The organism is Nocardia flavorosea (assembly GCF_015477805.1).
In the GTDB taxonomy this organism is placed as follows: domain Bacteria; phylum Actinomycetota; class Actinomycetes; order Mycobacteriales; family Mycobacteriaceae; genus Nocardia; species Nocardia flavorosea_A.
Genome location: NZ_JADLQL010000002.1, coordinates 32,615 through 56,381 on the forward strand (window position 1 = coordinate 32,615; position 23,767 = coordinate 56,381).

The 23,767-nt window shown below is 67.8% G+C and carries 17 protein-coding genes; 4 read left to right on the plus strand and 13 right to left on the minus strand.

The features are described from left to right. Positions 1 to 79: 79 nt before the first annotated feature. The 6 genes from IU448_RS09180 to IU448_RS09205 all read right to left on the minus strand — a co-directional run bounded on the left by IU448_RS09180 (position 80) and on the right by IU448_RS09205 (position 9,372). Positions 80 to 898 (minus strand): ESX secretion-associated protein EspG, encoded by an 819-nt coding sequence (locus IU448_RS09180; RefSeq protein ID WP_195055175.1) that lies wholly within the window; start codon positions 896 to 898, stop codon positions 80 to 82. Then, positions 877 to 1,680, minus strand: a complete 804-nt coding sequence (locus tag IU448_RS09185; RefSeq protein WP_195055176.1) for an ESX secretion-associated protein EspG — start codon at positions 1,678 to 1,680, stop codon at positions 877 to 879. The genes IU448_RS09180 and IU448_RS09185 overlap by 22 nt, the downstream gene beginning before the upstream one ends. After that, positions 1,677 to 4,361 (minus strand): hypothetical protein, encoded by a 2,685-nt coding sequence (locus tag IU448_RS09190; RefSeq protein ID WP_195055177.1) that lies wholly within the window; start codon positions 4,359 to 4,361, stop codon positions 1,677 to 1,679. The genes IU448_RS09185 and IU448_RS09190 overlap by 4 nt, the downstream gene beginning before the upstream one ends. Positions 4,362 to 4,451: 90 nt before the next feature. Next, entirely contained in the window at positions 4,452 to 4,931 is a 480-nt protein-coding gene (locus tag IU448_RS09195; protein ID WP_195055178.1) for a YbaB/EbfC family nucleoid-associated protein, read from the minus strand. 135 nt (positions 4,932 to 5,066) lie between these two features. Continuing rightward, the gene (locus tag IU448_RS09200; RefSeq protein ID WP_195055179.1) at positions 5,067 to 5,390 is read right to left on the minus strand and encodes a hypothetical protein; all 324 of its coding nucleotides are present in this window, start codon (positions 5,388 to 5,390) and stop codon (positions 5,067 to 5,069) included. A 28-nt stretch (positions 5,391 to 5,418) separates the two neighbouring features. Continuing rightward, the gene (locus IU448_RS09205; RefSeq protein WP_195055180.1) at positions 5,419 to 9,372 is read right to left on the minus strand and encodes a hypothetical protein; all 3,954 of its coding nucleotides are present in this window, start codon (positions 9,370 to 9,372) and stop codon (positions 5,419 to 5,421) included. 335 nt (positions 9,373 to 9,707) lie between these two features. On the opposite strand from IU448_RS09205, the gene IU448_RS09210 reads away from it, so the two are divergent. Then, positions 9,708 to 10,394, plus strand: coding sequence for a hypothetical protein (locus tag IU448_RS09210; RefSeq protein WP_195055181.1), 687 nt, complete (start codon positions 9,708 to 9,710; stop codon positions 10,392 to 10,394). A gap of 327 nt (positions 10,395 to 10,721) precedes the next feature. Here IU448_RS09210 and mmsB read toward each other — a convergent pair whose 3' ends face one another. The 5 genes from mmsB to IU448_RS09235 form a co-directional block, all read right to left on the minus strand. Next, positions 10,722 to 11,624 carry a 3-hydroxyisobutyrate dehydrogenase gene (mmsB, locus tag IU448_RS09215; RefSeq protein WP_195055182.1) on the minus strand — a complete coding sequence of 301 codons (903 nt, stop codon included), beginning with the start codon at positions 11,622 to 11,624 and terminating at the stop codon, positions 10,722 to 10,724. After that, positions 11,624 to 12,709 carry an enoyl-CoA hydratase/isomerase family protein gene (locus IU448_RS09220; protein WP_195055183.1) on the minus strand — a complete coding sequence of 362 codons (1,086 nt, stop codon included), beginning with the start codon at positions 12,707 to 12,709 and terminating at the stop codon, positions 11,624 to 11,626. Before IU448_RS09220 ends, mmsB begins: the two co-directional genes overlap by 1 nt. A 37-nt stretch (positions 12,710 to 12,746) precedes the next feature. After that, positions 12,747 to 13,898 (minus strand): acyl-CoA dehydrogenase family protein, encoded by a 1,152-nt coding sequence (locus IU448_RS09225; protein WP_195055184.1) that lies wholly within the window; start codon positions 13,896 to 13,898, stop codon positions 12,747 to 12,749. A gap of 2 nt (positions 13,899 to 13,900) precedes the next feature. Then, positions 13,901 to 15,400, minus strand: coding sequence for a CoA-acylating methylmalonate-semialdehyde dehydrogenase (locus IU448_RS09230; RefSeq protein ID WP_195055185.1), 1,500 nt, complete (start codon positions 15,398 to 15,400; stop codon positions 13,901 to 13,903). A gap of 226 nt (positions 15,401 to 15,626) precedes the next feature. Next, positions 15,627 to 16,679, minus strand: a complete 1,053-nt coding sequence (locus IU448_RS09235) for a DUF2157 domain-containing protein (RefSeq protein WP_195055186.1) — start codon at positions 16,677 to 16,679, stop codon at positions 15,627 to 15,629. A 722-nt stretch (positions 16,680 to 17,401) separates the two neighbouring features. On the opposite strand from IU448_RS09235, the gene IU448_RS09240 reads away from it, so the two are divergent. After that, complete coding sequence (locus IU448_RS09240; protein ID WP_195055187.1) at positions 17,402 to 18,460, plus strand: amidohydrolase family protein; 1,059 nt, start codon at positions 17,402 to 17,404, stop codon at positions 18,458 to 18,460. Between the two features lie 295 nt (positions 18,461 to 18,755). On the opposite strand, the gene IU448_RS09245 is transcribed toward IU448_RS09240, so the two are convergent. Both IU448_RS09245 and IU448_RS09250 read right to left on the minus strand, forming a co-directional pair. Further along, entirely contained in the window at positions 18,756 to 19,520 is a 765-nt protein-coding gene (locus IU448_RS09245; RefSeq protein WP_195055188.1) for an SWIM zinc finger family protein, read from the minus strand. Beyond that, the gene (locus IU448_RS09250) at positions 19,520 to 22,324 is read right to left on the minus strand and encodes a DEAD/DEAH box helicase (protein ID WP_195055189.1); all 2,805 of its coding nucleotides are present in this window, start codon (positions 22,322 to 22,324) and stop codon (positions 19,520 to 19,522) included. The genes IU448_RS09245 and IU448_RS09250 overlap by 1 nt, the downstream gene beginning before the upstream one ends. Positions 22,325 to 22,642: 318 nt before the next feature. Here IU448_RS09250 and IU448_RS09255 point away from each other — a divergent pair, with 318 nt between their 5' ends. Continuing rightward, entirely contained in the window at positions 22,643 to 23,005 is a 363-nt protein-coding gene (locus tag IU448_RS09255; RefSeq protein WP_195055190.1) for a hypothetical protein, read from the plus strand. A 54-nt stretch (positions 23,006 to 23,059) separates the two neighbouring features. Further along, a complete protein-coding gene (locus IU448_RS09260) occupies positions 23,060 to 23,767 on the plus strand; it encodes an HNH endonuclease family protein (protein WP_195055191.1) in 708 nt (235 codons plus the stop codon).

Here is a 23,767-nt window from a genome sequence, read left to right on the forward strand (position 1 = left end):
TTACGAATACCGGTGACGATACCGTCAGGGTCCGGCGGGTCACGGTGGCAGTCCCGGCCCGGCAGATCAGGGGCGCCGGTCATTCGCCGCTGTCCAGCCGGTGCACGATGGCGTCGATCCAGCCGTCGATCCAGCCCGACAACTGCCGGTGATCCATACCGGTGACTGTCGACCGCGCCCCTTCCGAACGGATCAGGTACCGTCCGTCCCCCGGCAGGTCCCGCCATACCGCGGAGGTCTGCAGGATGCCGGGTAGCCGGAAATGCAGCCGGCTCTGCAGCACCCGCAAGTAGCCGGTACCGGCCGCGGGAGTATCGAAGAACGCTCGCGCGCCCGCCGCGGTGGTCTCGGTTTCCGACGCCGAGCCGGACTGCACGGTGAACGCGGGCCGGGCACCCGCCGTGGCCGCCGGCAACAACCCGGCCACCGCGGCGGCCAGTTCCGCCACAGGGCATTCGACCACATCGAATCCGTTGCTGTGCTGAGTGGTTTCCCCGACCCGCTGCCGAAGGACGTACCCCCGTGTGCCCTGGCGTACGGCGTGCACATAGGTGCATGATTCCGGTGCCTGCGGGTCGCGTTCGTCCCAGCCGCGGGCCACCACGATCACATCCGGCCGTACGATCGCGCCGGCCATCGCCGCGAACGCGGTATCCGAGCGGGCATCCAAGGTCCGGCGTGCGTGCTCCCGGGCGGCAGCGTACGCATCGGCCGACCGGATCCGGCTGGTGAACGTGAAGGGTTTGGGCAGCTTGCCGCGACGTAAATCGTCGCAGAGCACCTTGAATTCGATATCGGTGAACAGCCAGCGTCGCGCGGCCCCCGGTGGATCGGCGAACACATCGGGCGTACGGCCCGGCGTGGACACCGCGGCCCCTACTCGTCCTCCCAATTCCATTCCAACCGTGACATCACGAACGCAACCTGCTGGTCTACCCACTTCACCATCTCTTCGGTCCCCGAGCCCGCGGCCACCGGCGCCGGATGATCCATGGGAATCACATAGCGGCCGTCGCCGGGAAGATCACGCCACAACACCCCCATATCGATCCGGCCACGCGGCCCGAATTTCGACCGCCCCTGATAGACCCGGATATATCCACTGCGGGTGGCGGGGGATTCGAAGAACGCCGTGGCGCGGTAGGAATCGTCGTCCTCGGGTTCGTCGTTGTCCGACACCATCGAACCGCCGAGCACGAACCCGATGTCACCGGCGTTCGCCGCCGGCTGCGGGACCGGGATATCGGGCAACCGGCCGGATTCCGCGAAAGGCAGGCCCGCAAGTACCGCATCACCCAGTGACTCCGGATGGCAGGCGAGGACGTCGAATCCTGCGCTGTGCGCGAGCGTCTCCCCCGGCCGCTGTGTGACCAGGTAACCGCGCGTCCCGCGGCGCACCGCGAGCATACGGGTCCGGTCGGCCGGGTTCTCGAAATCGCCGTCGGTCCAGGACTGTGCGGCCACGTAGACATCCGGCCGGTCCAGTGCCGTACCGAGTTCGTCCAGGTCCGCATCCGCAAGTCGCAGCAACCGCCCGCGAATGTTCGCTTTCGCCATTTCGTAGTCGTCCTCCAGCCGGATCCGGCTGGTGAATGTGAAGGGACGCGGCAGGCGCGGTTGGCCGTGCTTCTCGCAGAGCACCTTGAATTCCAGGTCGGTGAGTTCCCATCTGCGGTTCACGGTTCGATCACCGGCTTCACCCGATCCGGGACGTCCCAGGCCTCATCCAGGTTCTCCCGGCCCTGGAGATACTTCGCGGACTTGTACTCGTTGTTCTGCCCGCCCGCGCTGCCGGCACCGGCGCCTGGCGCACCGCCCATCGGCGCGCCGCCCATCGGATGCGGCGAACCGGTCGGTGACTGGTAGCCGGCGGTCTCCATTCCGGGTCCCGCCAGTGCCGCCCGCGGGAACAGTTGCGCACTCTGCGGCTCCGGGTAGGGCGAAAGCGGCGGTGTGACACCGGCCCCGGGTACGCCCGCACCCGCACCGCCGCCGGCGCCTCCACCGCCCAGCGCCCCGGCCAGCTGATCCAGTTGCTCACGAGCCGGATCCAGCAGGCCCTGCACATGCTGCTGGAGCTGGGCCGGATCGAGCATGCGGGCCAGCTCGTCCATTCCGGGAAGCCCGCTTCCGAGCTGGGTGAACGCCTGGATTCCCTGGGTGAGCAGGTTGGACAGGATCCCCAGCGGATCCTGTCCGCTGGGACTCGAACCGCCGCTGCCGGTGCCCGAATCACCGGAATCCCGTCCGCTGCCCGCTCCGTCGGCACCGCCCTCACCGGTGACCGATTCGAGCAGATCGTCGACCGACGAATCCTCACCGAACAATGTATCCGCCGAACCGTACGGCGAATTCTCGTCGTAGAGCGAGGTCAGCGGCGTGTCCTTCAACCCGTCCGGCATCTCGTCCAGTGGGATGCCGGTGAGTTGGGACAGGGCATCGGCCAGGCTGGGCTCGCCCGAACCATCCGACGCGGTGATCTTGCGTCCGTCGAGCGACGCCGGTAGCTGCGACTTGGGTATACCGGTGAGTTTGCTGAGAATGTCCGCGGCAGTGGGATTCTTCGGCATCGTGCCGCTGCCGCCCCCGGAGCCGCCGAACGAACCGCCGCCGGCCCCGTCCTCGCCGCGCGAGCCGCCGGGACTCGAGCCGGAACCACCCATGAAGTCCTCGGCGGAGGGAATCCTGGGTACCGAGGGAATCGACGACCCGGTCCCACCACCACCGGCCGAACCACCCCCACCCGATCTCCCGGAGGACCCGTAGCCGCTCTGGCCGGGCCCGAGGCTACTGCTGTTGCCGGGACTCGAGCCGGAACCACCCATGAAATCTTCGGCCGAGGGAATTTCGGGTACCGAGGGAATCGACGACCCGGTCCCACCACCACCGGTCGAACCATCCCCGCCCGATCTCCCGGAGGACCCGGTCGGACTCGACTGCCCCGCGGACAAGTTGGGAATCGACGGACCCGATCCAGAACCGCCGGACCCCAGCCCGGCCCGTGAGCCGCCCAGCCCGGAGGAGCCGGAGCCACCCGATCCGGAGCCCACACCGCCCCCGGAACCCGAGCTGCCTCCCGATCCGTAATCGGAGCCCGAACCGGACCCATGACCCGAACCGCTACCGCCCAGCTCGTCCTGCGCGTCTTCGTATCCTTGTTCGTAACCGTCGTCGTACCCGTCCTGGTAGCTGCCGGTCCCCGTACCTGTGCCCGTACCTGTACCTGTCCCTGTACCCGTACCCGTACCGGTTCCAGTTCCCGTACCTGTACCGGTTCCAGTTCCCGTACCTGTACCGGTTCCAGTTCCCGTTCCAGTTCCAGTTCCGGTACCTGTCCCCGTACCGGTACCGGTACCCGTTCCGGACCCGTCCCCTTTGCCGCTGCCTGCGTCCTTGGTGACCGGCCCGTCCAGCAACGGCATACTCTCCGCCGTGTTCTTCATACCCGTGAGATAGGTCTTCTCCAGAGCGTCACGGTAGTTGTCGGTGAGGTCGTCGCAGCCGGACTTGGAATCCATATCCGGCGGCATGACCTGTTTGGTGTAGTGCAGCCAGTTCGCCGTGTATTCGAGCAGTTTGCTGACCTGGAGTATCGAGGTGAACAGCGGGTCCATGTTCTCCTGATACGAAGTGACCGCATCGGCCGCCCCCTGCGCGCCCGAGCCGACCCAGGACCGGTTCAGCGCCGCAACATCGTCCACGAACTTCGACAATTTGGTGTCGAGATCGTTGCCGAACGACTTCCAGGTGGCCGAGGCATCCATCACCGGCTGGGCCGCAATGGCCTGCCCGAGGTCGTACATCTCCCGGAACGTCACCGAATCCTTGGCCTCGACCGTCACCACAGAACCCGGATCCTTGTTCGGGAAATCCTTGATGGTGGACGGGAACTCGGTAGTGTCGATATCCTGCCAGATACGCCCCCAACTGGGCGATCCGTCGCCCAGATCGGTTCCGTCGGTACTGGGCTTGTAGGACTGCGGCTTATCCGGAAAGGTCAGCTCGCCGAGACTTTTGAAGGTGCCCGAAGAATCGGTTTCGGCGTTCTCATAGGCGCGCCCGGCGGCAATGAACAGATCACCCATCTCCCGCACGATCGTGGCGTGCTCGTTGAGCACAGTGCTGAGCCGGGTCGCCTTCTTGCTGAACACTCCGGCCAGTTCCCGGCCGGAGTTGAGAGTGCCGAACGGGGCCAGATCGTTCAGTCCAACCTGCGCCACGGCATCTGCCATACCCAGCAGGTCGTCGTGCAGATCTGCCGCCGCCTGCGCACTCTTCAACGCATCATCCGGGACGAACTGCAGTGTCCCGCCGTTGACCTGATTCGTCAGACCCGTGATAAGTCCCGGATCGAGGGGCATATGCGTTCACCTTTGCCTATCGGAAGTGCGGCCTCGCCCGTACCCGCTGTGCACCGCGGCGCCCCGGGCCCGGTCGTCGCGCGTGGAATATCAATCCCGGTCCGCAACCACCGACCGCGGACCCGAGTCATCCGGTTCATCCGGCCGGTTGCCCGGCCAGTCGGGCGAGTCCGGCGATACCGTCGGGGTCTTCGTCGGCTGCGGAATCAAGCCACCGAGATCCGGTGCTCCCTCGATCATTTCGGACAACTTCGGCATCGAGTTCCGGTGCGCCAGCAGTGGGTCCATCAGCTCCCGCGCCCGCTGCTGCACCTGAGCCGCCGCGTCCTGCACGGCCTTGGTGAGCGCTGCGGCGATCTCGTCCATGGTGAGGTCGAGAACATCGTCGGCGAACTTGGTATCGATGAGTACACCATCGGCATTCACCGTCACCTCGATCCGCTTCTCCTCGGCCAGAACCGTAGCGGTGAGCAACGAACGTTTCTTCTGTATCTCGGCGATACCACGCATCTGATGGCTCAGGCCGGACAGCATGGTCGCCATATCCTCTTGCAGGCGTTCGTTCACCACGGCGCTACCTCAGTCCTTCCGGTCCCGGGGGGCGGCACCCCACACCGGAGTGCACCCTCTGCGGATTACAGCGCACGACATTGAATATCCGGTGGCGTGCATGCAAATTCGGCGCGCTGCCCGGCCCTCGCGCACTCAGAACTGGCTGTCCATATCGTTGAGCTGGTCCACAGCATCACGCTGTCCGGTGGCGAATGCGCCGAACGTAGCGCCGATGCCGTCGACACCGTCCAACAGGTTCGGTTTCGACGTGCCGTACCCGTCGTTGTTCTTACCGTTGATGAACTTCTCGCCCATCGAATCGTTACCCCAGGGCTGTTGGGTCGACTCGTCCTCGATACCGTTCAGCCGATCGCGAAGTCGCTTTCCGACATCCAGCACCGACTCCGACACGTCCTGGGTCAGGTCTGCGGCCTGCCCCAACGCCACCGGATCGACCTCGACACGGTCTGCCATCATCTCCTCCTCACCGCCGGCTCACGCCGGCTCATTTCAAGGTGAACGGCACATCGACCGAGGCACTCCCCGGATCCGCGCCGCCGAACACTTCTCCCGGCGGCACCACGGTGCCGTCCGCAACCACGGCACCGGGAGGGATCACCGCCCCCTCGCCCACCACCACGTTCTTGCCGACCTCGGCACCCGGATGCACCACCGCGCCGCGCTCCAGGACAGTGCCGGCGCCGATCACGGCATCGGTCTCGACCGACGCACCCGAATGAACGACGGCGCCTTCCCCGATCCGGGCACCGCTGCCCACGACCGCACCGGCCTCCACCTGCGCCCCGGGACCGAGAATCGCCCCGGGATCGACCCGCGCCCCGGGGTGGACAACCGGGAGCTGCGGCGGATCGTCGGGGGGTTGCTCGCCCGGATCGACACCCGGCGGCACCGCATTCTCGGGGAGCCAGCCGTCGCCCGCGGCATCCGGTGGCCGGAACTCCGGGATCGGGTACGGCACCTTCATCGGCCAGCGCTGCGGTCGCGGTTTGCCGCGCACATCCTTGCCCTCGCCGATGAAATGGTGGTCCCGGTTCTCGGCGAACCATGCCCGGGCTGCCTGATAATGCTCCACCGAGTTCTGTTGCACTCCCAGGACCTGCCACATCTGCGGCGGCCGGCTCCGGTCGCTGTCTCCCAGCAACCCGGGTGGCACTCGGTTCCACTGCTGCTGCAGGGTTCGGTCCATCTGCTGCCGCAACTGGTCGATCGCGTCGCGCTCCTGAGCCAGCCGCTGCTCCTGGCGCAGCTGTTCCGGCGGCAACCGATTCAGCTGGTCCTGCCGCATTCTGTCCAGTTCGCGCTGTAGCTGGGCCGCCTGTGCCCGGATCGCCGGACGCTCGCCTGCCGGGGCGTGGCCGGCTGTTTCGCGCAGCAGGTCGAGCTGCGTTTGCAGCCACTGCTCGCGCTGCACCTGTTGCCGCAACCATTCGGTATAACGGCGTTGCTGTTCCAAGGCTGTCTGCTGACGATTCAGCTCCTGTTCCTCCCGGATCAGATGTGCCTGTGCCTGTGCCCGATCCTGATCCCCCGTGTGCTGATCGCGCAGCGACCGCAGCAAATCCACCTGCTGCTGCCGCCGCCGCACATCCTCCCTCAGGGTGTTTCCCGCTTCCTCCTGCCGCTGCAGCTCCCGCCGGCCCGGTGATTGCGAGTTCTGGTGTTCGGGTAGCGCCCGCCACTGGTCGAGCAGCCGCTGGCGTTCGGCCTGCGTACGCAATTCCCTTTCGTGCTGCCGCATACGGTCGACCTGCTCATCCAGCCACTGCCGGTGCGCGATCTGCTCGTCCCGATCGCCGCGCACCAACCGCCCCGGCGGTGGAGGCGGCGGCCCGCCAGGTGGAGGCGGCGGTCCGCCGGGCGGAGCAGGAGCTGGCCGCGAGGGCACCAACCAATCCGCATCACCCGGACCCCGATTCACCACCGGACCACCCTCGCCCTCGGACACGACCGGCGAACGCTCCGGCAGTGGAGGCGGCGGCCCGCCGGGCGGAGCGGGAGCCGGACGCGACGGCACCAACCAATCCGCATCACCCGGACCCCGATTCACCACCGGACCACCACCACCCGGCGGAACAGGAGCCGGACGCGACGGCACCAACCAATCCGCATCACCCGGACCCCGATTCACCACCGGACCACCCTCGCCCTCGGACACGACCGGCGAACGCTCCGGAAGTGGAGGCGGCGCGTCCTGCCCCACCGGCACACGCCCCGGCGGCTGCGGCGGAGCGGGAGCCGGCCGCGAGGGCACCAACCAATCCGCATCACCCGGACCCCATTTCACCACCGGACCACCACCACCCGGCGGAACAGGAGCCGGACGCGACGGCACCAACCAATCTGGATCACCCGGACCCCGATTCACCACCGGTCCACCCTCGCCCTCGGACACGACCGGCGAACGCTCCGGAAGTGGGAGCGGCGCATCCTGCCCCACCGGCACACGACCCGGCGGCTGGTGCCTCGAGGTGGAAATCGTCCCCTCGCCCGTGGTCGTGGAGCCGATCGGAGTCGCTCCACCGCGGGGAACGGTCTGGGAGGAGTTGGGCGGCGATTGCTGGTGCGACTGCTGCGGAGCAGGTGAGGATGTGTTTGCTGCAGCCGACTGCTGCGATGTCCCCGGCGGAGGCGCCTGCGGTTGCGGAGCCGTGGCCGACTGCCCGGACAGGTTCTGCTGCGAGAAGCTCGTTGGTTGCGATGCAGGAGCAGGAGCAGGAGTATTGCTGTTCAGGCCGATTCCGGGGGGCCCCGATGTGCCGCCGGTTATCGCCCCGCCGCCACCGTCTTCCAGAGGAGAGACCGAGCGTTCGATAAGGCGGCCCCCATCGACACTCCACCCATCCGAACTCCCCAACGGCGACACCGGGGCCTGGTAATCAGCGGGTCCGAACGCTCCTTGCGGCGCAGGCGACCAGTTCGTGTCACCCGTAATGCCGGCTCCGAAATTGTTGCCGCCGGAATGCGCCGTCTCCCCGGTCGAGTGAAACCAGGCACTCTGCGGCATCGGGTTCGACCAGTTCGATGTCGACTGCTGGCCTCCGAAGCCCGCTCCGCCCGTACCGAAATGCTGGCCACTGCCACCGGCATTCTGCCCGCCGCTTCCGCTTTGACCGCCGCCGGCAACGAAGCCCCCACCGGAGTGCGTAGAGCCGGAAACGGCGGAGGTCGCGGTGTTCAGGCTTGCCGTATTACCGACTGCCCCCGCATTACCGACCACCCCTGCATTACCAGGGTTTCTCGTGTTGTTGGTCATCGTATTGGTGGCATCGGTGGTGCCGGCGGTGTCCGGAGTGCTTCCACCAGCCGGTGCAACGCCGGTGCCACCGGACGGCCCGCCCCCGAACAGCCCCGCCTCGGAGCGAGGAAAGAACCAGGCATTGCCACGCAACCACTGGTCTTTCCGGAAGGCCGCCATATTGGTGAAACCGTCGGTAGTTTTCGGCACATAGCTGTTGAACGCGGAGGCACCGCGGGCCCCGCCGACCAGCGCGCCCTGGGCGAAGTTCCCGACCCAGCCCGGGCCGTTGGAGAATGCCGAGAAATCGCCCCCGGCGGCCAGTGCGGTGGCCAGGTTGCCGAACACCGCCCCGAATCCGTCGGACATGGCACCGATGAACATGCCGTTGGCCGTCCGGCCCGCGACGTTGTTCAGGTACTTGCCCGCCACCTTCTCGATACCTTCGCCCAGGTACCGCCCGAACTCGCGGGCCGGGATGGCCCCGGCGGCGCCGCCGAGAGCGGACAGGCCGAACTCCTGTCCGTTGAACGAGCGTCGTTTCCCGTCGGCGATCTGCCCGGCTTGGATACTGCCGTTGATCGCCATCGGGACGATGGCGCCCTCCGCGGCCCGGGCGCCGTATACACCCCAGCCCTTCGCGGTGGGCCAGCCGGGATTGCCCTTCGCCAGTTCCTTCCAGAAATGCCGCTTCGTGTTCGGCGCACCTGCCCGGCGGGCGATGTTCTGGATGGTTTTCTGCACGAAATCCTGAATGATCTTGAGGTATGACCGGGTGGAGGCGATCGCCGCGGCCTCCACTGCGGGGGCCGTCGGCGGAAATAGCCAGGCCCAGGCGATTTCGATGGCCAGCCAGCAGAGGGTGACGATGATGGTGAGCTTCGTCGCCTGAAGTTCGGTGCCCATATCGAAGGTCGAACCGTATTGGGCTTCCATCGATGTGGCGAGCTGTTCCAGCGATTGGTCCCCGCTGCGCAGCATATCGTAGCGAGCGCCCATTTCGGTGCGGGCATCACCCTCCGGGTACGCCGCCATGGTGGCCTGTTTGGCCTCGTCGATCCTGGCCAGCAGGTCGAACAGTTCCTTGCTCGCGTCTTGCCACGCCGCGGCGACTTCCCAGGCCTTGCCCTCGTCACCGTCCGGCCACTGCGCACCCGCGATCCAGCCGAGCCAGCGGAGCTCGGGGGGAAGGTACAAACTCATAGCGGCGCAGCTCCGACGGTTCGGGATCGCGGACCAGGGTCGTGTAAGCCGGATTCATCGTGGCGGAGCGCGTTGAATTCGCGATGGCGCCCAGGCGAATTCGAGAACATATCCCCGCAAAACCTGCCCGCGGCCGAGCCGCTCGGGCGAGCGTGCGCGACGGCGCCGGTGGCAATGCGGACCGCACCGTCGCACCTGGGGCGAATCGGTGAACGGCCGATGTCACGCGGAGAAATCCGAGCGGGCCACAGCGTAACCGCCCAACCGTGCGAGCTGCGGCCCGGACGTTCGGCGGTACGGTTTGCCCGATCGTGGTTGTGTCGGAAGGTCGGGAAATGGATCCGTCGCGTTGTGTTGTCCTGGTGCCGGTCGCTCACCATATCGAGAGCGGGTGTGAGGAGGCGCTGCGGAAACTGGAACGACGGGGATACCGGGTCTGGCGGCGCTTCGGCGCATCGGCCATCGATCAGGCGCGGAGCCAGCTCGCCACCGATGCTCTGGCCGAGGGGTTCGACGAGTTGATGTGGATCGATTCGGATATCGGTTTCCCGCCGGACGCGGTGGATATGCTGCGCGAGCATGATCTGCCGGTGGTCGGCGGTGTGTATGCGAAGAAGAACTCCCGGGCGATCGCCTGCTATAAACTTCCCGAATCGGAGAGTTTCGTTTTCGGCGAGGGCGGTGGTCTCACCGAACTGCACTACGCCGCGACCGGGTTCCTGCACACCAGGCGCGAGGTCTACGAGAAGATCGCCGAGAAGGAGCAGCTTCCGGTCTGCAATCTGCGCTTCGACCGGCCCATCGTCCCGTATTTCCTGCCGATGCTGCTCCCCGAGCCGGGGGACGACCACTGGTACCTCGGTGAGGATTTCGCGTTCTGTGAGCGCGCCCGGCGCAGCGGGTTCACGCTGTACGCCGATACGCGGATCCGCCTCGAACATTTCGGGACCTACGGATTCACCTGGGAGGATGCAGGTAGCGACAAACCGCGTTACGCGACATACAACTATCGTTTCGACTGAGCGCTCGGATCACGCGGGGCGCGCCCCCGTGACCACAGCGCCGATGCCTAACCGGCGATCCAGCCCAGCCAGCGCATTTCGGGCGGCAGGTAGAGACTCACGGTGGTAGGGCGGCGGCTGCTGCCGGGCTTCTCACCGCCACCTCCTCATCGGGAAACCGATCAACCCGATTACATCGGAGAGGAGTGAACAAACGATGTCGCACAGGCTAATTCACCGACCGGTTCCTCGGCGTGCACGAAACCTGAGCCGCAGGCAATTGGTCACCGACCGGGCCCGGGGCGTGGTGCAGCACACCACGCCCCGGGCCGCCGGTCTCGCGAACTCTCAGTCGGCGTTCTGCGACCCTGCGCTGCGTTCCCGCACCTCGGTGATGATCGCCGAGAAGTCCCGGCCGCCGGAGGTTTCGTTGAACTCACGGTAGATTTCCGCGGCCAGTTCGCCGATCCGGCCCGGCACCCCGTTGGCGCGCAGCGCGTCCACCGCCAGACCCAGATCCTTGTTCATCAGCGCGGTGGCGAACCCGGGCTGATAGTCGTTGTTCGCCGGGCTGGTCGGCACCGGCCCCGGAACCGGGCAGTAGGTGGTGAGCGCCCAACTCTGCCCGGAGGCCGTGGACACCACATCGAAGAACGCCTGGTGGCTCAACCCCAGCTTCTCCCCCAGCACCAGCGCCTCGGACAGTCCGATCATGGAGATCCCGAGCAGCATGTTGTTGCAGATCTTGGCCGCCTGCCCGACCCCGGCGCCACCGCAGTGCACAACCTTGGCGCCCATCACCTCGAGTACCGGCTGGGCCTCCGCGAAATCGGCCTCCGCCCCACCCACCATGAAGGTGAGCGTACCGGCGGCCGCGCCCGAAACACCCCCGGAGACCGGCGCGTCCAGCGCCCGGTGCCCGGCCGCCGTCGCCGCCTCCGCGGCCGCCTTGGCATCGGCGACATCGATGGTCGAGCAGTCGACGAACAAAGTGTTCGCCCGCGCCACCGGCAGCAGTTCGGCGTACACGTCACGCACCAGTTTGCCGTTGGTGAGCATCGTGATGACGATATCGCGGTCGGTGGCGGCGGCAACCCCGGTATCCACCAGCGCCACACCGTCTTCGCGGGCCTGTTCCCGGGCCGCGGCCGACGGGTCGAACGCGTGTACCTCGTACCCGGCCTTCACCAGGTTCGCCGCCATGGGCCCGCCCATATGGCCGAGGCCGAGGAAGCCGATCGTCTTGCTCATCACTTGTCCTCCGGAATCGTCAAACCCAGTTCCCGCGCGCCCAGTTCGGCGAAGTATGCCTCGACCTCGGCGGCGGTGACATCGGTCAGAGTGGCGGGCGACCAGTGCGGATTGCGATCCTTGTCGACAACCTGCGCTCGGATCCCCTCGACCAGATCGTGCGAGGCCAGCGAGGCGATCGACACGCGATACTCCTCGTTCAGCACCGCTTCCAGGCTCGTGGCCGTGCGGGCCGACCGCAGCGACCGCAGGGTGACCTGCAACGCGATCGGCGATTTGCCGAGGATCGCGGTGGCGGCTGCGTTCGCCTCGGTATCGGCGTGTTCCTGCAAATGAGCGACGATCTCGGCGACCGTCTCCGCGCCGTAGCAGGAATCGATCCAGTCCCGCTGTCCGAGCAGCGCCGAGTCCGGTGCCTCGGCGGCATATTTGGCGATCGCGATATCGGCGGATTCGGTCTGCAGGGTGGCCAGCAGAGCCGGAATCTGTTCGGCCGGAATGTAATAGTCCGCGAACCCGGTGGCTATCGCGTCGCCTGCTTTCATCCGCGCGGTGGTGAGCGCGATATGTGTGCCCAGTTCACCCGGTGCCCGCGACAGCAGGTACGTACCGCCCACATCGGGGATGAAACCGATCCCCACCTCGGGCATTCCGATGGTCGACTTCTCGGTGACGATCCGGTGGCTGCCGTGCGCGGACAGCCCGACCCCACCACCCATCACGATCCCGTCCATCACCGCGACATACGGTTTCGGATAGCGCCCGATGAGCGCGTTGAGGATGTACTCGTCACGCCAGAACTTGCCGGTGGCCGAATCCGCCGCCGTCCCCACATGCCCGGCCGCCTGCTGTTCTTTGGCGTCGTGATGGATGGCCACGATATCGCCGCCCGCGCACAGCCCCCGTTCCCCGGCACCGGTGAGAGCGATGGTGCGCACCGAATCATCGGTGGCCCAGGCCCGCAACTGCTCGGTGATGGTGCGCGTCATGGCATGGTTCAGCGCGTTGATGGCCTTGGGCCGGTTCAGGGTGATCAGGCCCAGGCCGTCACGCTGTTCGACCAGGACTTCGGGTTCGTCGCTCATATCGTTCCTTCCGCGCCCGCCGGCCGCTCCGGCGCGATCACGAGGCGCCCACCGCGGACGCCGTCATCGACCGGGCCACGACCAGGCGCATGATCTCGTTTGTGCCCTCCAGGATCTGATGCACCCGCAGGTCCCGGACGATCTTCTCCAGACCGTATTCGGCCAGGTAACCGTAACCGCCGTGCAGTTGCAGGGCGGCGTTGGCGACCTCGAATCCGGAGTCGGTGGCGAATCGTTTGGCCATGGCGCACAGTTCGACCTTGTCCGGCGCGTCCGCGTCCAGGGCAGCCGCGGCCCGCCACAGCAGGGTCCGGGCAGCTTCCAGTTTCGTCCGCATATCGGCCAGTTCGAACTGCAACGCCTGGTTGTTCAGCAGCGGTGCGCCGAACGCGGTGCGCTGGGCCAGGTAGGGCACGCATTTGTCGAGTGCGGCCTGCGCCCCGCCCATCGAGCACGCCGCGATATTCAACCGGCCACCGTTGAGCCCGTTCATGGCGATCCGGAAACCGTCGCCCTCGGCGCCGAGCCGGTTGGCCACCGGGACGCGGGCGTCGGTGAGGGTCACCAGCCGGGTGGGCTGGGCGTTCCAGCCCATCTTCTTCTCGTTCGGGCCGACCTCCAGGCCGGGGGTGCCGGCCGGGATCACCAAGGTCGAGATACCGCGCGCTCCGCTGTCCTGGGTGCGGACCATCATCACGTACACGTCGTTGCTGCCGGCACCCGAAATGAACTGTTTGGCGCCGTTGACGATGTAATCGTCGCCGTCGCGCACCGCCCGGGTGGTGATGGCCGCGGCATCCGAGCCCACCCCCGGTTCGGTGAGCGCATAGCTGGCCAGCAGGTCCATCCCGGTGAGCCCGGGCAGCCAGCGGCGGCGCTGCTCGTCGTCGCCATAGGCGTCGATCATCCAGGTCGCCATGTTGTGGATGGAGATATAGGCGGCCACGGCCGGGCAGCCGGTTGCGAGTTCTTCGAAGATCCGCACCGCGTCCAGCCGGCGCAGCCCGGACCCGCCGAACTCCTCGCGCACATAGATGCCGCCCAGCCCGACCGCGCCCGATTTCCGCAGGACGTCCACCGGGAAATGCTTTTGCTGGTCCCATTCCACGGCGTGCGGCGCCAGGTATTCGTCGGCGAACTCCCGGGCGGTGTCGCGGATGGCTCGCTCGTCGTCGTCGAGAGTGAACATGCTCATTCCATCGTCGGGATGACGAAGCTGTTGCTCTCCTTGAGCCCGGCGGGCCAGCGCTGCGTCACCGTCTTGGTCTTGGTGTAGAAGCGAATGGAATCGGGCCCGTGCTGGTTCAGATCGCCGAACCCGGAGCGCTTCCAGCCGCCGAAGGTGTAGTACGCGATCGGCACGGGGATCGGGACATTGATACCCACCATGCCCACCTGGACCCGGGCGGCGAAGTTACGCGCGGCGTCACCGTCACGGGTGAAGATCGCGACGCCGTTGCCGTATTCGTGGTCGTTGGCCAGCGCGAGAGCTTCCTCGTAGTCGTTCGCGCGCACCACGCTGAGGACCGGGCCGAAGATCTCGTCGGTGTAGATCGACATATCCTTGGTGACCCGGTCGAACAGGGTCGCGCCGACGAAGTAGCCGTTCTCCGCGCCCTCCACGGTGAGTTCGCGCCCGTCCACGACCAGTTCGGCGCCCGCATCGATGCCCTGCTGGACGTACTTCTTCACCCGGTCAACACCGTCGAGACCCACCAGCGGCCCGAAGTCCGCGCCCGGATCGTCGGATTTACCGACGTTGAGCTTGTGCACCCGTTCGGTGAGCTTCTCGACCAGCCGGTTCGCGGTCTCCTCGCCGACCGGTACGGCCACCGACAGCGCCATGCAGCGTTCACCGGCCGAACCGTATCCGGCGCCGATCAGCTGGTCGGCGACATCGTCGAGATCGGCGTCCGGCATGACGATGGCGTGGTTCTTCGCGCCGCCGAAGCACTGGGCGCGTTTACCGTTCGCGGTGGCGGTTTCGTAGATGTACTGCGCGATCGGGGTGGAGCCGACGAAGCCGACGGCTTTGATCCGCGGGTCGTGCAGGAGCGTGTCGACGGCTTCCTTGTCGCCGTTGACCACATTGAACACCCCCTCGGGCAAACCGGCCTCGAGGAACAGTTCGGCGAGCCGCAGCGGGACCGAGGGGTCACGTTCGGAGGGCTTGAGGATGAAGGCGTTACCACAGGCGAGCGCCGGGCCGGCCTTCCACAGCGGGATCATCGCCGGGAAATTGAACGGGGTGATGCCGGCGACCACGCCCAGCGGCTGCCGCATCGAGTACACGTCGATCCCGGTGCCCGCGCTCTCGGTGTATTCGCCCTTGAGCAGGTGCGGGATACCGACCGCGAATTCGATGACCTCGAGCCCGCGCTGGATATCGCCCCGGGCGTCGGGGATGGTCTTACCGTGCTCGCTGGAGAGCAGGGCGGCGAGCGAATCCATCTCGTCGTTGACGAGGGTCAAGAACTTCATCAAGATCCGGGCCCGGCGCTGCGGGTTCATCGCGGCCCATGCCGGTTGCGCGGCTTCGGCGTTCGCGATGGCCTGCTCGACCTCGGATTTGCTCGCCAGCGGCACCCGGGCCTGGACTTCGCCGAGGTTGGGGTCGTAGACATCGCCGAATTTGCCGGACGCGCCGGGGACCTGCTGCCCGCCGATGAAATGGGTGAGTTCTCGAACCATTGCGATTCCTGCCTCGTGTCGGGGGTGGCGGGCGCGGCGCAGCGGCCGTCCGTCACACGAAGATTATTCTTGCGGTAGTCCAATAGTTGGACGTCCAAGCAAAACGATACACCCGGCTGCGCCGACAAACCAGACTTCCCCGCAAGATATCCATCATCTGCGGAAACACCCCGCTCGACGCCCGATCGGCTGCGCCCAGCCTATCCGCCCCCGAATCCCGGCGGAACTATCTCGGCACAGACTTCTTCGCAGACCTGGTCAGCAGATAACTACCGATTCCCAGCACCACCGCACCGACCACAAGAATCGCCCCGGACGCCCCCGCCGACTCCCCCGTCCAGTCGACGACCGCCTCCACCGCCGCCAACGTCAGCGCGGCCGCGCCGCCGAGGCTCAGCACCCACGAACGATCGGTGGCGTAGAGGGCGAAACACACCACCGCAACCACCGCCGTGAGCACATACGCCGGCCACCTCACATCGACCACGTCGACGGTCTGTGCCCCGGCCACCGCCAGCACCACCCCGGCCGCATAACCGGCCCACCGCTCGAGAACGGCACCGAGCCTGGTCACGCCGAGCCAGCCGAAACCGAGAACGAGCAATCCCGGACCCGCCAGATCGTCCAACCCGAATACCTCGTCCAGCAACCCCGACACCGCGGCCGCACTGAACCCGGCGCACAGCAGCAACCCCAGCAACGAGGGCAGCGCGGCATACCCGGCAACAGCGGCCACCAAGCCCGCCACGGCGGCATACACCCAGGTGAGATCGGTGGTGTCGTTCCCGTCGTCCAGAATCGATCCGGCCGCGGCCGCGATACTCACCGCCGCCAGCGCGAAGAACACCGCCGCGAGCCGGGCACGAGCGGTATGGCCGGCAGGCGCGGATCGGCTCCACGCGGGCCGGAAGAGTGCCTGCCACCCGCCCGCGGTCGCCACACCGGCCACGGTCAAACCCACCGCTATCAGGACGAACAGTACGAACCGGCCGAGCTTGGCCATATCGTCCCAGGATTCGGCGAGGACCAGCACGAGCCCACTCAGCAGCAGCCCGGCACCCGCGTAGGCCGCGATCTCGGCGAGCAACCGCGCCGGTGTGGGCCGTGGCTCCGGCTTCGCCAGCGCGGTCACCACCGCCCCCAACTGGGTTTCATCGAGAACGCCCCGGCGTACCAGGTCGGCCAGAGACTGCGGGACCTGCGCAGATACCGGCCCCGCAGCGGCCGAAAGGCGGGGCGCTGCGGTCGGGTCATCGCTGCCGCTACCGTCGGGTGTCATTTCGCTATCCGTTCCAGACTTCGATCGCCCACGGCCGGAATCGGTGCCGTCACCGGGTACGGTCGGCGGATTCTTGCGCCGCGTGCCGAACAGGGACCGGAGACCACCGAAACCAGAGGCAACCGCGCCGCCGCCAGGCGACTCGTTTCCACCACCGATGGCGAGCCCCTCTCCACCGGCCCCGGTGAGAGCCTTGTTGCCGGCGGAACCGGCCGGTGAATCACCACCGCGGGTTGCGGTGCGGCCCGATTTTCCGCGGGTTCCCGCAGGCCCTGGACCGACTGGTCGCTGTGCTCGCTCACTGGGCCGCTCGTCGGCGGCGGAGGCATTCAGTCGCTCACCGACGCCGTATCCAGGCCCGGACTCGACCGGCCCCATGGAATCGGTACTGCGATCGGCTCCGGCCGGCGATCCAGCGCCGTGAGTGCCGGACCCGGCTTCCGCCGCCGAATGGCCGGCAGCGCGCGGGTCGCCGCTGCCACGGTTGCCCGGTATACCCGGATCGTGCGCGATCGGCGTCACGGGGACAGCGGGGCGCGACTCACCCCGGCCCCCCTGCTGCGACGCTTCCGGCGCCGAATCCTGTTCGGCCACAGCACCCAGTATGCCGCCCCGGGCCCCGGCGTACGCGGCGCGCGAGCAAACCTGCCCACCGGCGCTGGTCACGCGCTACGCTCGGGCCCGCGAACCGACGACCATCGCAGGAAGGTGCCGGCAGCGCCATGGACATCGCCGATATCCGGATCATCGACGCACATATCCACCAGTGGGACCCGTTCGGCAACCCACGCGAGTTCAGCCGGACGGCCAGACTGCTGCGCACCCTCCCGCTGCCGCTCGGGCTCGCCGTGCGGCTGGCATCGCGGCGCGACCGGGAGTTCGTCGGCGAGCCGTCGGCATATCTGGGTCCGTATCTGCCGGCCGACTACCGCACCGACGCCGGGGCGCTGCCGGTCGAATCGGTGGTGCATATCGAGGTCGAGTGGGCCGGGCCGAAGGCCGAGGAAACCCGCTGGGTCACCGCCCTGCCGTTCGGTGTGGACACTCCCGCGCTCGCGGCGGTCAGCGGTGGTGGTTCCCCGGCCGATCCGGGATTCACCGAACTCCTCGAAGCCCACCTGTCGGCGTCGCCGCTGGTACGCGGTATCCGCAGTATGGTCGCGCAGCACCCGGACACCGGAATCCGCAGCTTCGCCGACGGACCGAACGCGCTCCGCAGCCGGGCGTTCCTCGACGGTTTCGCCGCGCTCGTCGAACGCGATCTGGCCTTCGAAGCCTGGGTGTACTCGCATCAGATCCCGGAGGTGACCGCCCTCGCCCAGCGCTACCCGGAGGCGACGATCGTCCTGAACCACCTGGGCACGCCCGCGGGGATCTTCGGCCCGGTCGGTAAACACACCGGCCGTGACGCCGAAGCCCGCGCCGGAATTCTCGAACGCTGGCGCACCGATATCGCCGACCTGGCCGAATCCCCGAATGTAGTGGCGAAAGTCAGCGGCCTGATGATGCCGATTCTCGGGCATCCGGTACCGCGCGCCGGCACCCCGACGCCGGTCCCCGAACTCACCGACCGGATCGGCCCGCTGCTGCGGCACGCCGCCGACACCTTCGGCGCCGATCGCCTCATCTGGGGATCCAACTTCCCCGTCGACCGGCCTATCACCTCGATCACCGGCAGCGCTGAGGCGGTCGCGACCGTCCTGGCCGAGCACCTGGGCGACTCGGCACCACTGGAAAAGGTCTTCCGGGCCAACGCACAGCGGGTCTACCGGCTGGACTGAGCCGCGGCAACGGCCGGGCCAATTGCCCGGTGACCGATTCATCGCTTCGGCGCGGGGCGTCGATCCCAGGCCTCGGATCCCGGCATACCGGCCGCGAAGGCCACCCTCGGCGCACTGCCACCAGGTGTCGAGGACGGTGATGCCGGCAGCCCCCGACTCGGTGGCTCTGAGGGACGGGGTGGTATGCCACCGTCGCGCGCCCCGAACCGGTTGCCGGCCGATCCCGGCGCCTCAGGAGGGTTCCGGGAGCGGAGCAACTATCTGGTCCGCGATAACCATCGGATATCGGCGGTTTCTATCGCTCGGTCATCGACGAGTACATCGTGACCAGGGCGCGATTCCCCGCGGCCGCGGTGGTTTCGTCGCCGCAGAGCATGCGCAGCGCACGTCGCAGCAGCGCCGGATCCAACTCGTCGAGCACGGGGCCGCCGCGCGGGACGGGCAGCTCGGGTAGTTCGAGTGCGTTGCCGTAGGGGTCGGTGGTTTCGTCCACCTGCTCGGTGGCCGTTTCGACGCCGCCGATCAGCCGATCGATGGTCAACCCGCGCACCGCGAGCAGATCGCGGGGGTGTTCGTCGAGCCGTTCGGCCAGCAGGCAGACGACGGCGATCGCGTGTTTGCACGGCCAGCCGGGATCCGGGCAGCTACAGCCGAAGTCGATATCGGCGGCGGTGTCCGGCACCAGATGCGGGGCCAGTTCGCGGGGCAGATCGCCGGATACGATCCGGGCCAGCATGCCCGGCGCGGACCGGATCACCTCCACCACCAGTTCCACCTCCTCCGGCCGCAACCGGCGGATTTCGCAGGTGGTGGTGAACGGACGCGGCTGGCTGCCCTGCACCTCGGCGGTGACGAGCCCCGGTTCGATGCGGTAACTCACCACCTGACCGGCCCGTGCGTAGGTGCGCCCGCGCGCGAGCCGGCCGGGATCGGCGAGCCGTTCCATCACGTCGAGCAGGGCCTTGCCCCAGAAGTTGCGGGCGAATCCACCGCGGCGGTTGCGGGCCGACACCCCGCCGGTTACCGGCCGGCGCTTACCGTATTCGGCGAAATCGGCCATCACTCCCCCACCGCCTCGGCACCCAGGCGGAACAAACCGGCCAGCTCGTCGTCGCCGAGTTCGGTGATCCAGTTCTCCCCGACCCCGATCGTGAGATCCGCGAGTTCGCGTTTCCCCGTGATCATTTCGTCGATCCGCTCCTCGATCGTGTCGACGCAGACCAGTTTGCGCACCTGCACCGTGCGCTGCTGCCCGATCCGGAACGCGCGATCGGTGGCCTGGTTCTCCACGGCCGGATTCCACCAGCGGTCGAGATGCACCACATGGTTCGCGGCGGTCAGGTTCAGTCCCGTACCGCCGGCCTTGAGCGAGAGCAGCATGAGCGGCGGTCCGTCGGCCCGCTGGAATGCCTCGACCATGCCGTCGCGGCGCTTCTTGGCGACCCCGCCGTGCAGGAACGGGACCGGGCTGCCGAAACGCTCGGCGAGATACGGAACGATCAGCTCCCCGAATTCCCGGAACTGGGTGAACAGCAGCGCCTTCTCCCCTTCGGCGAGCACCGCGTCCAGCACATCCTCGACCAGCGCGAGCTTGCCGGAGCGATGCGCGCCCCGGCGCAGCACCGCGGAGGAATCGCCGAGGAAGTGGGCAGGATGGTTGCACACCTGCTTCAACCTGGTGAGTGCACCGAGTACGGCACCTTTGCGCGCCATTCCTTTGGCGTCGCGCAGTTTCTCGAGCATATCTTCGACAACCGCCTGATACAGCGCCGCCTGTTCGACGGTGAGATTGGCCCGGACCGTCATCTCGAATTTCTCCGGAAGATCATCAATCACGGCCGGGTCGGTTTTCACCCGCCGCAACAGGAACGGCGAGGTGACGGCGCGCAACCGGGTGACGGCGTTCTGATCGTTCTCCCGTTCGATCGGCACGGCGAAACGGGCGCGGAACGTCTGCGGGCTGCCCAGGAGTTTCGGTACGGCGAAGTCGAAGAGGGAACGTAGTTCCTCCAGCCGGTTCTCCACCGGGGTGCCGGTGAGCGCGAGCCGATGCCGGGCCGGTAACGCCCGCGCCGCCCGCGCCTGCCGGGTGGCGGCGTTCTTGATGTGCTGCGCCTCGTCGAGGACCACCCGCTCCCACTGCTGCCGGGACAGATCGGCGATATCGCGGGCGAGCAGCGCGTAGGTGGTGATCACCAGATCGGCATCGGTGACGGCCTCGTCCAGTTTCCCGCCCTGGGCCCGGCCGGCCCCGTGGTGGACCAGAACCCGCAGGTCCGGGGCGAACCGGGCGGCTTCCCGCTGCCAGTTGCCCACCACCGACATCGGGCACACCAGCACCGTCGGGCGCGGGGCGCTGCCGCCTTCGCGTTCGTGCAGCAGCAGCGCGAGGACCTGGATCGTTTTCCCCAGCCCCATATCGTCGGCGAGAATCGCCCCGCAGTTCAGCCGGTTCATCGTGGCCAGCCACGCCAGCCCGCGCTCCTGGTACGGGCGCAGCTGCGCTTTCAGCCGGGCCGGGGCGGCCACCGGTTCCTGCGCGCGACCGGGGTCGAAAAGATCCGCGGGCCACCCCTGCGCGGTGACCTCGGTGAGCGGTACCCGCCCGACCTGGTTCCCGGCGATCTCACCGATCAGATCGGCGAGGGTGATCTCGTCGTCGCCGGTGTGCAACGCGACGAATTTCGCGGCGGCGGCGAGCGCACCGTGGTCGGCCTGCACCCATTCCCCGCGCAACCGCACCAGATCCGATTGCACCGTGATCAGCTGCCGCATCTCGGGTTCGGACAGCACGGTATCGCCGAGTGCCAGCTCCCAGCGATAGGACACCAGTCCGTCCAGCCCGACCGTGCTCTCGGCGGCCGGCACCGCGGCACCGCTCACCCGCAGCCGCAGGCTGGGTTCGGTGATATTCCAGGCCCGCGGCAGCAGCAGCGGGATCCCGGCGGCCGACAGCGCCTGCGCGCCGTGCGCCACCAGATCGGAAACCACCTCTGTCGGCAACAGCAGGTCGAGGCTGTGCGGGTCGGCCGGGACGTCGCGGAGCCGGGGGTAGGCGCGCTGGGCTTTACCCAGCCATTCCAGGCCGGTACGCACCTCGTCCGCGATTCCCGGCACCGGAATCGGCCGCGGTGCCGCACCGTCGGCGCGCAGGCAGACCTCCAGCCGCCACAGCGCGGAATCGGCGGGTACTTCGGCGAATTCGCCGTCCGGTTCGCACAGCCGCAGCACCAGCTCGGGTTCATCGGAGGACCGGGTCTCCCGCCACCGCCGCAGCACCTCGGCCGCCTGGTGGCTGCCCGTTTCCACCGCAACGTCCATGGCCAGCGCGTGGGCCAGCGGATGTGGATGGGGCTTGGCGGCGAGCAGTTCGCGCACCATCGGATCGGTGAGCTCGGTGACCATATCGTCGAGCACATCGGCCGGTTCACCCGGGACGCGCAACGCCGGCGGTGCCAGCGCCGCGAGTTCGGCCAGCCAGGCGCGCTGGCCGGATCCCCCGGCCGGCCGCCAGCGCGCCCACCACCGGCCTTCCTCGCGCCGCAGTTCCGGTACCACCGCGCCCGCGCGTATCCACCGTTCCAGACCCGACGCGAGGTGCGCGAGGAATCGCAGATCACCGGCGACGGCCGCGGGTGGCAACCGCTGCCGCAAGGCGGCGGCCGCGGCGGCGGGCGCGAGCGCGTGGGCCCGCACGGTCTCCCGCCGAGCCCCGGCCTCGTCGACCAGGAGCACGTCGGCGCGGTGCCGGAACCGCGACTCCGCCAGTACCGAGCCGAGCAGGCCCCCGACCGGCTCACCTTCCTCGCCCGGGGCACGCCACAGCAGTAGCCCGGCTCCGGGCGACCACAGTCCGTGCAACATGACCCCATCAAATCAGCCGGCTCCGACACGCCGTGAACCGTCCCCGCCCCTCCCGGCCGGCACCCGCTCCGGCGCGCCGAGCCATTTCTGGATTTATCCACGACAACGGCACATACTGGGAAATATCCGCTGGTCACCGCTGTTATCCGCCATCCATGCCCGCCGGGCGGAGCCCGGCGGGCATGGATGGCGGGCGGAGCCCGCATCGGGCGAGCTGTCCCGCGTCAGCGGCGGCACCCGGCAGGCGGCACACACCGGCCCGGAAGCGGCGGTCCCCACAGCACACAGCGGCGTCACCGAACAGCGGAGGGCAGCAGTATGACAATTCTGCTCCAGGTTCTCGAGCAGAGCTACACGCCGACCACACCCTGGGAACGGCGCAAATTCACCTTCGTGGATGCCGGCAAGATCGTCGGCATGCGGCTGGACGGCCAGTGCGGTGTCTGGCTGGACCTGTCCCGGCCCGGCGAATCGCAGCGGCTCGCCCACACCGAACGGCCCGAGGATGCCATCACCTTCCTGCTCACGGCCTTCGCCAAGATCGCCGAATGCCTCGACAGCGGCGGCTCCTGGGTGATCGGCCACGACGGGGTGCATATCGAATCGCTGGCCGCCACCCGTTTCCCACCACGGATCAGCGGGGTCGACAACGACGAACTGCTGGCCCGCGCCTGGCTGTGATCCACCGGGTGCCGGCGGAACCTGTCGGCGCCGTCGGGTATACCGGTAACCGTGATGACACGGGGGAAGATTCACAGGGTTTTCGCACTGCTCACCGCCTGTTCGATCGGCTTGCTCACCGCCTGCGCGGTCCCGCCGGGCCTGCGGCCCGCACCGGGTAGTCCCGGGCGCGCCCAGCTCGAACAGTTACTCGCCGCGGTCCGCGTGATTGCGGAACGCCCGCACACCGCCGGTTACGAGCGTGATTGCGGAGCCGGACAGGGGTGCGTTTTCGGACCGGCCTGGTCCGACGATCACGACGGCCCCGGCGGTCACGACGGATGCGATACCCGCAACAATGTGCTGGCCCGTCAACTGGTGGACGTCGCCTACCGGCCGGGCACCGGGGGATGTGTCGTGCAGTCCGGCACCCTGGCCGATCCGTACACCGGCAACCGGACCGTGTTCAGCAAGGAGAACGCCCGGCAATTGCCGGTCGACCACATCTATCCGCTGGCCGCTGCCTGGGATATGGGAGCCGCTGCGTGGCCGGCCGCCCAGCGCATCCGCTTCGCGAACGATATCGACTACAACTTGCAGGTCACCGACCGCGCAACCAATACCGATAAAAGCGACAGCACCCCCGCCGAGTGGTTACCGCCGTCGCGTCCGGGCCACTGTTACTACGCGGGCAGATACCTCACCGTCGCCGTGCGCTATCAGCTTCCGGTCACCGGAGCCGACCACGCGGTATTGCGCGATATCGCGGCACGGTGCGACTGA

Bases quoted from the DNA above. Each gene is read 5' to 3' on its own strand.
- IU448_RS09180 (WP_195055175.1), bottom strand. From the start codon at position 898: ATGGAATTGGGAGGACGAGTAGGGGCCGCGGTGTCCACGCCGGGCCGT.
- IU448_RS09190 (WP_195055177.1), bottom strand. From the start codon at position 4,361: ATGCCCCTCGATCCGGGACTTATCACGGGTCTGACGAATCAGGTCAAC.
- IU448_RS09200 (WP_195055179.1), bottom strand. From the start codon at position 5,390: ATGATGGCAGACCGTGTCGAGGTCGATCCGGTGGCGTTGGGGCAGGCC.
- IU448_RS09205 (WP_195055180.1), bottom strand. From the start codon at position 9,372: ATGAGTTTGTACCTTCCCCCCGAGCTCCGCTGGCTCGGCTGGATCGCG.
- IU448_RS09210 (WP_195055181.1), top strand. From the start codon at position 9,708: ATGGATCCGTCGCGTTGTGTTGTCCTGGTGCCGGTCGCTCACCATATC.
- mmsB (WP_195055182.1), bottom strand. From the start codon at position 11,624: ATGAGCAAGACGATCGGCTTCCTCGGCCTCGGCCATATGGGCGGGCCC.
- IU448_RS09220 (WP_195055183.1), bottom strand. From the start codon at position 12,709: ATGAGCGACGAACCCGAAGTCCTGGTCGAACAGCGTGACGGCCTGGGC.
- IU448_RS09225 (WP_195055184.1), bottom strand. From the start codon at position 13,898: ATGTTCACTCTCGACGACGACGAGCGAGCCATCCGCGACACCGCCCGG.
- IU448_RS09230 (WP_195055185.1), bottom strand. From the start codon at position 15,400: ATGGTTCGAGAACTCACCCATTTCATCGGCGGGCAGCAGGTCCCCGGC.
- IU448_RS09235 (WP_195055186.1), bottom strand. From the start codon at position 16,679: ATGACACCCGACGGTAGCGGCAGCGATGACCCGACCGCAGCGCCCCGC.
- IU448_RS09240 (WP_195055187.1), top strand. From the start codon at position 17,402: ATGGACATCGCCGATATCCGGATCATCGACGCACATATCCACCAGTGG.
- IU448_RS09245 (WP_195055188.1), bottom strand. From the start codon at position 19,520: ATGGCCGATTTCGCCGAATACGGTAAGCGCCGGCCGGTAACCGGCGGG.
- IU448_RS09250 (WP_195055189.1), bottom strand. From the start codon at position 22,324: ATGTTGCACGGACTGTGGTCGCCCGGAGCCGGGCTACTGCTGTGGCGT.
- IU448_RS09255 (WP_195055190.1), top strand. From the start codon at position 22,643: ATGACAATTCTGCTCCAGGTTCTCGAGCAGAGCTACACGCCGACCACA.
- IU448_RS09260 (WP_195055191.1), top strand. From the start codon at position 23,060: ATGACACGGGGGAAGATTCACAGGGTTTTCGCACTGCTCACCGCCTGT.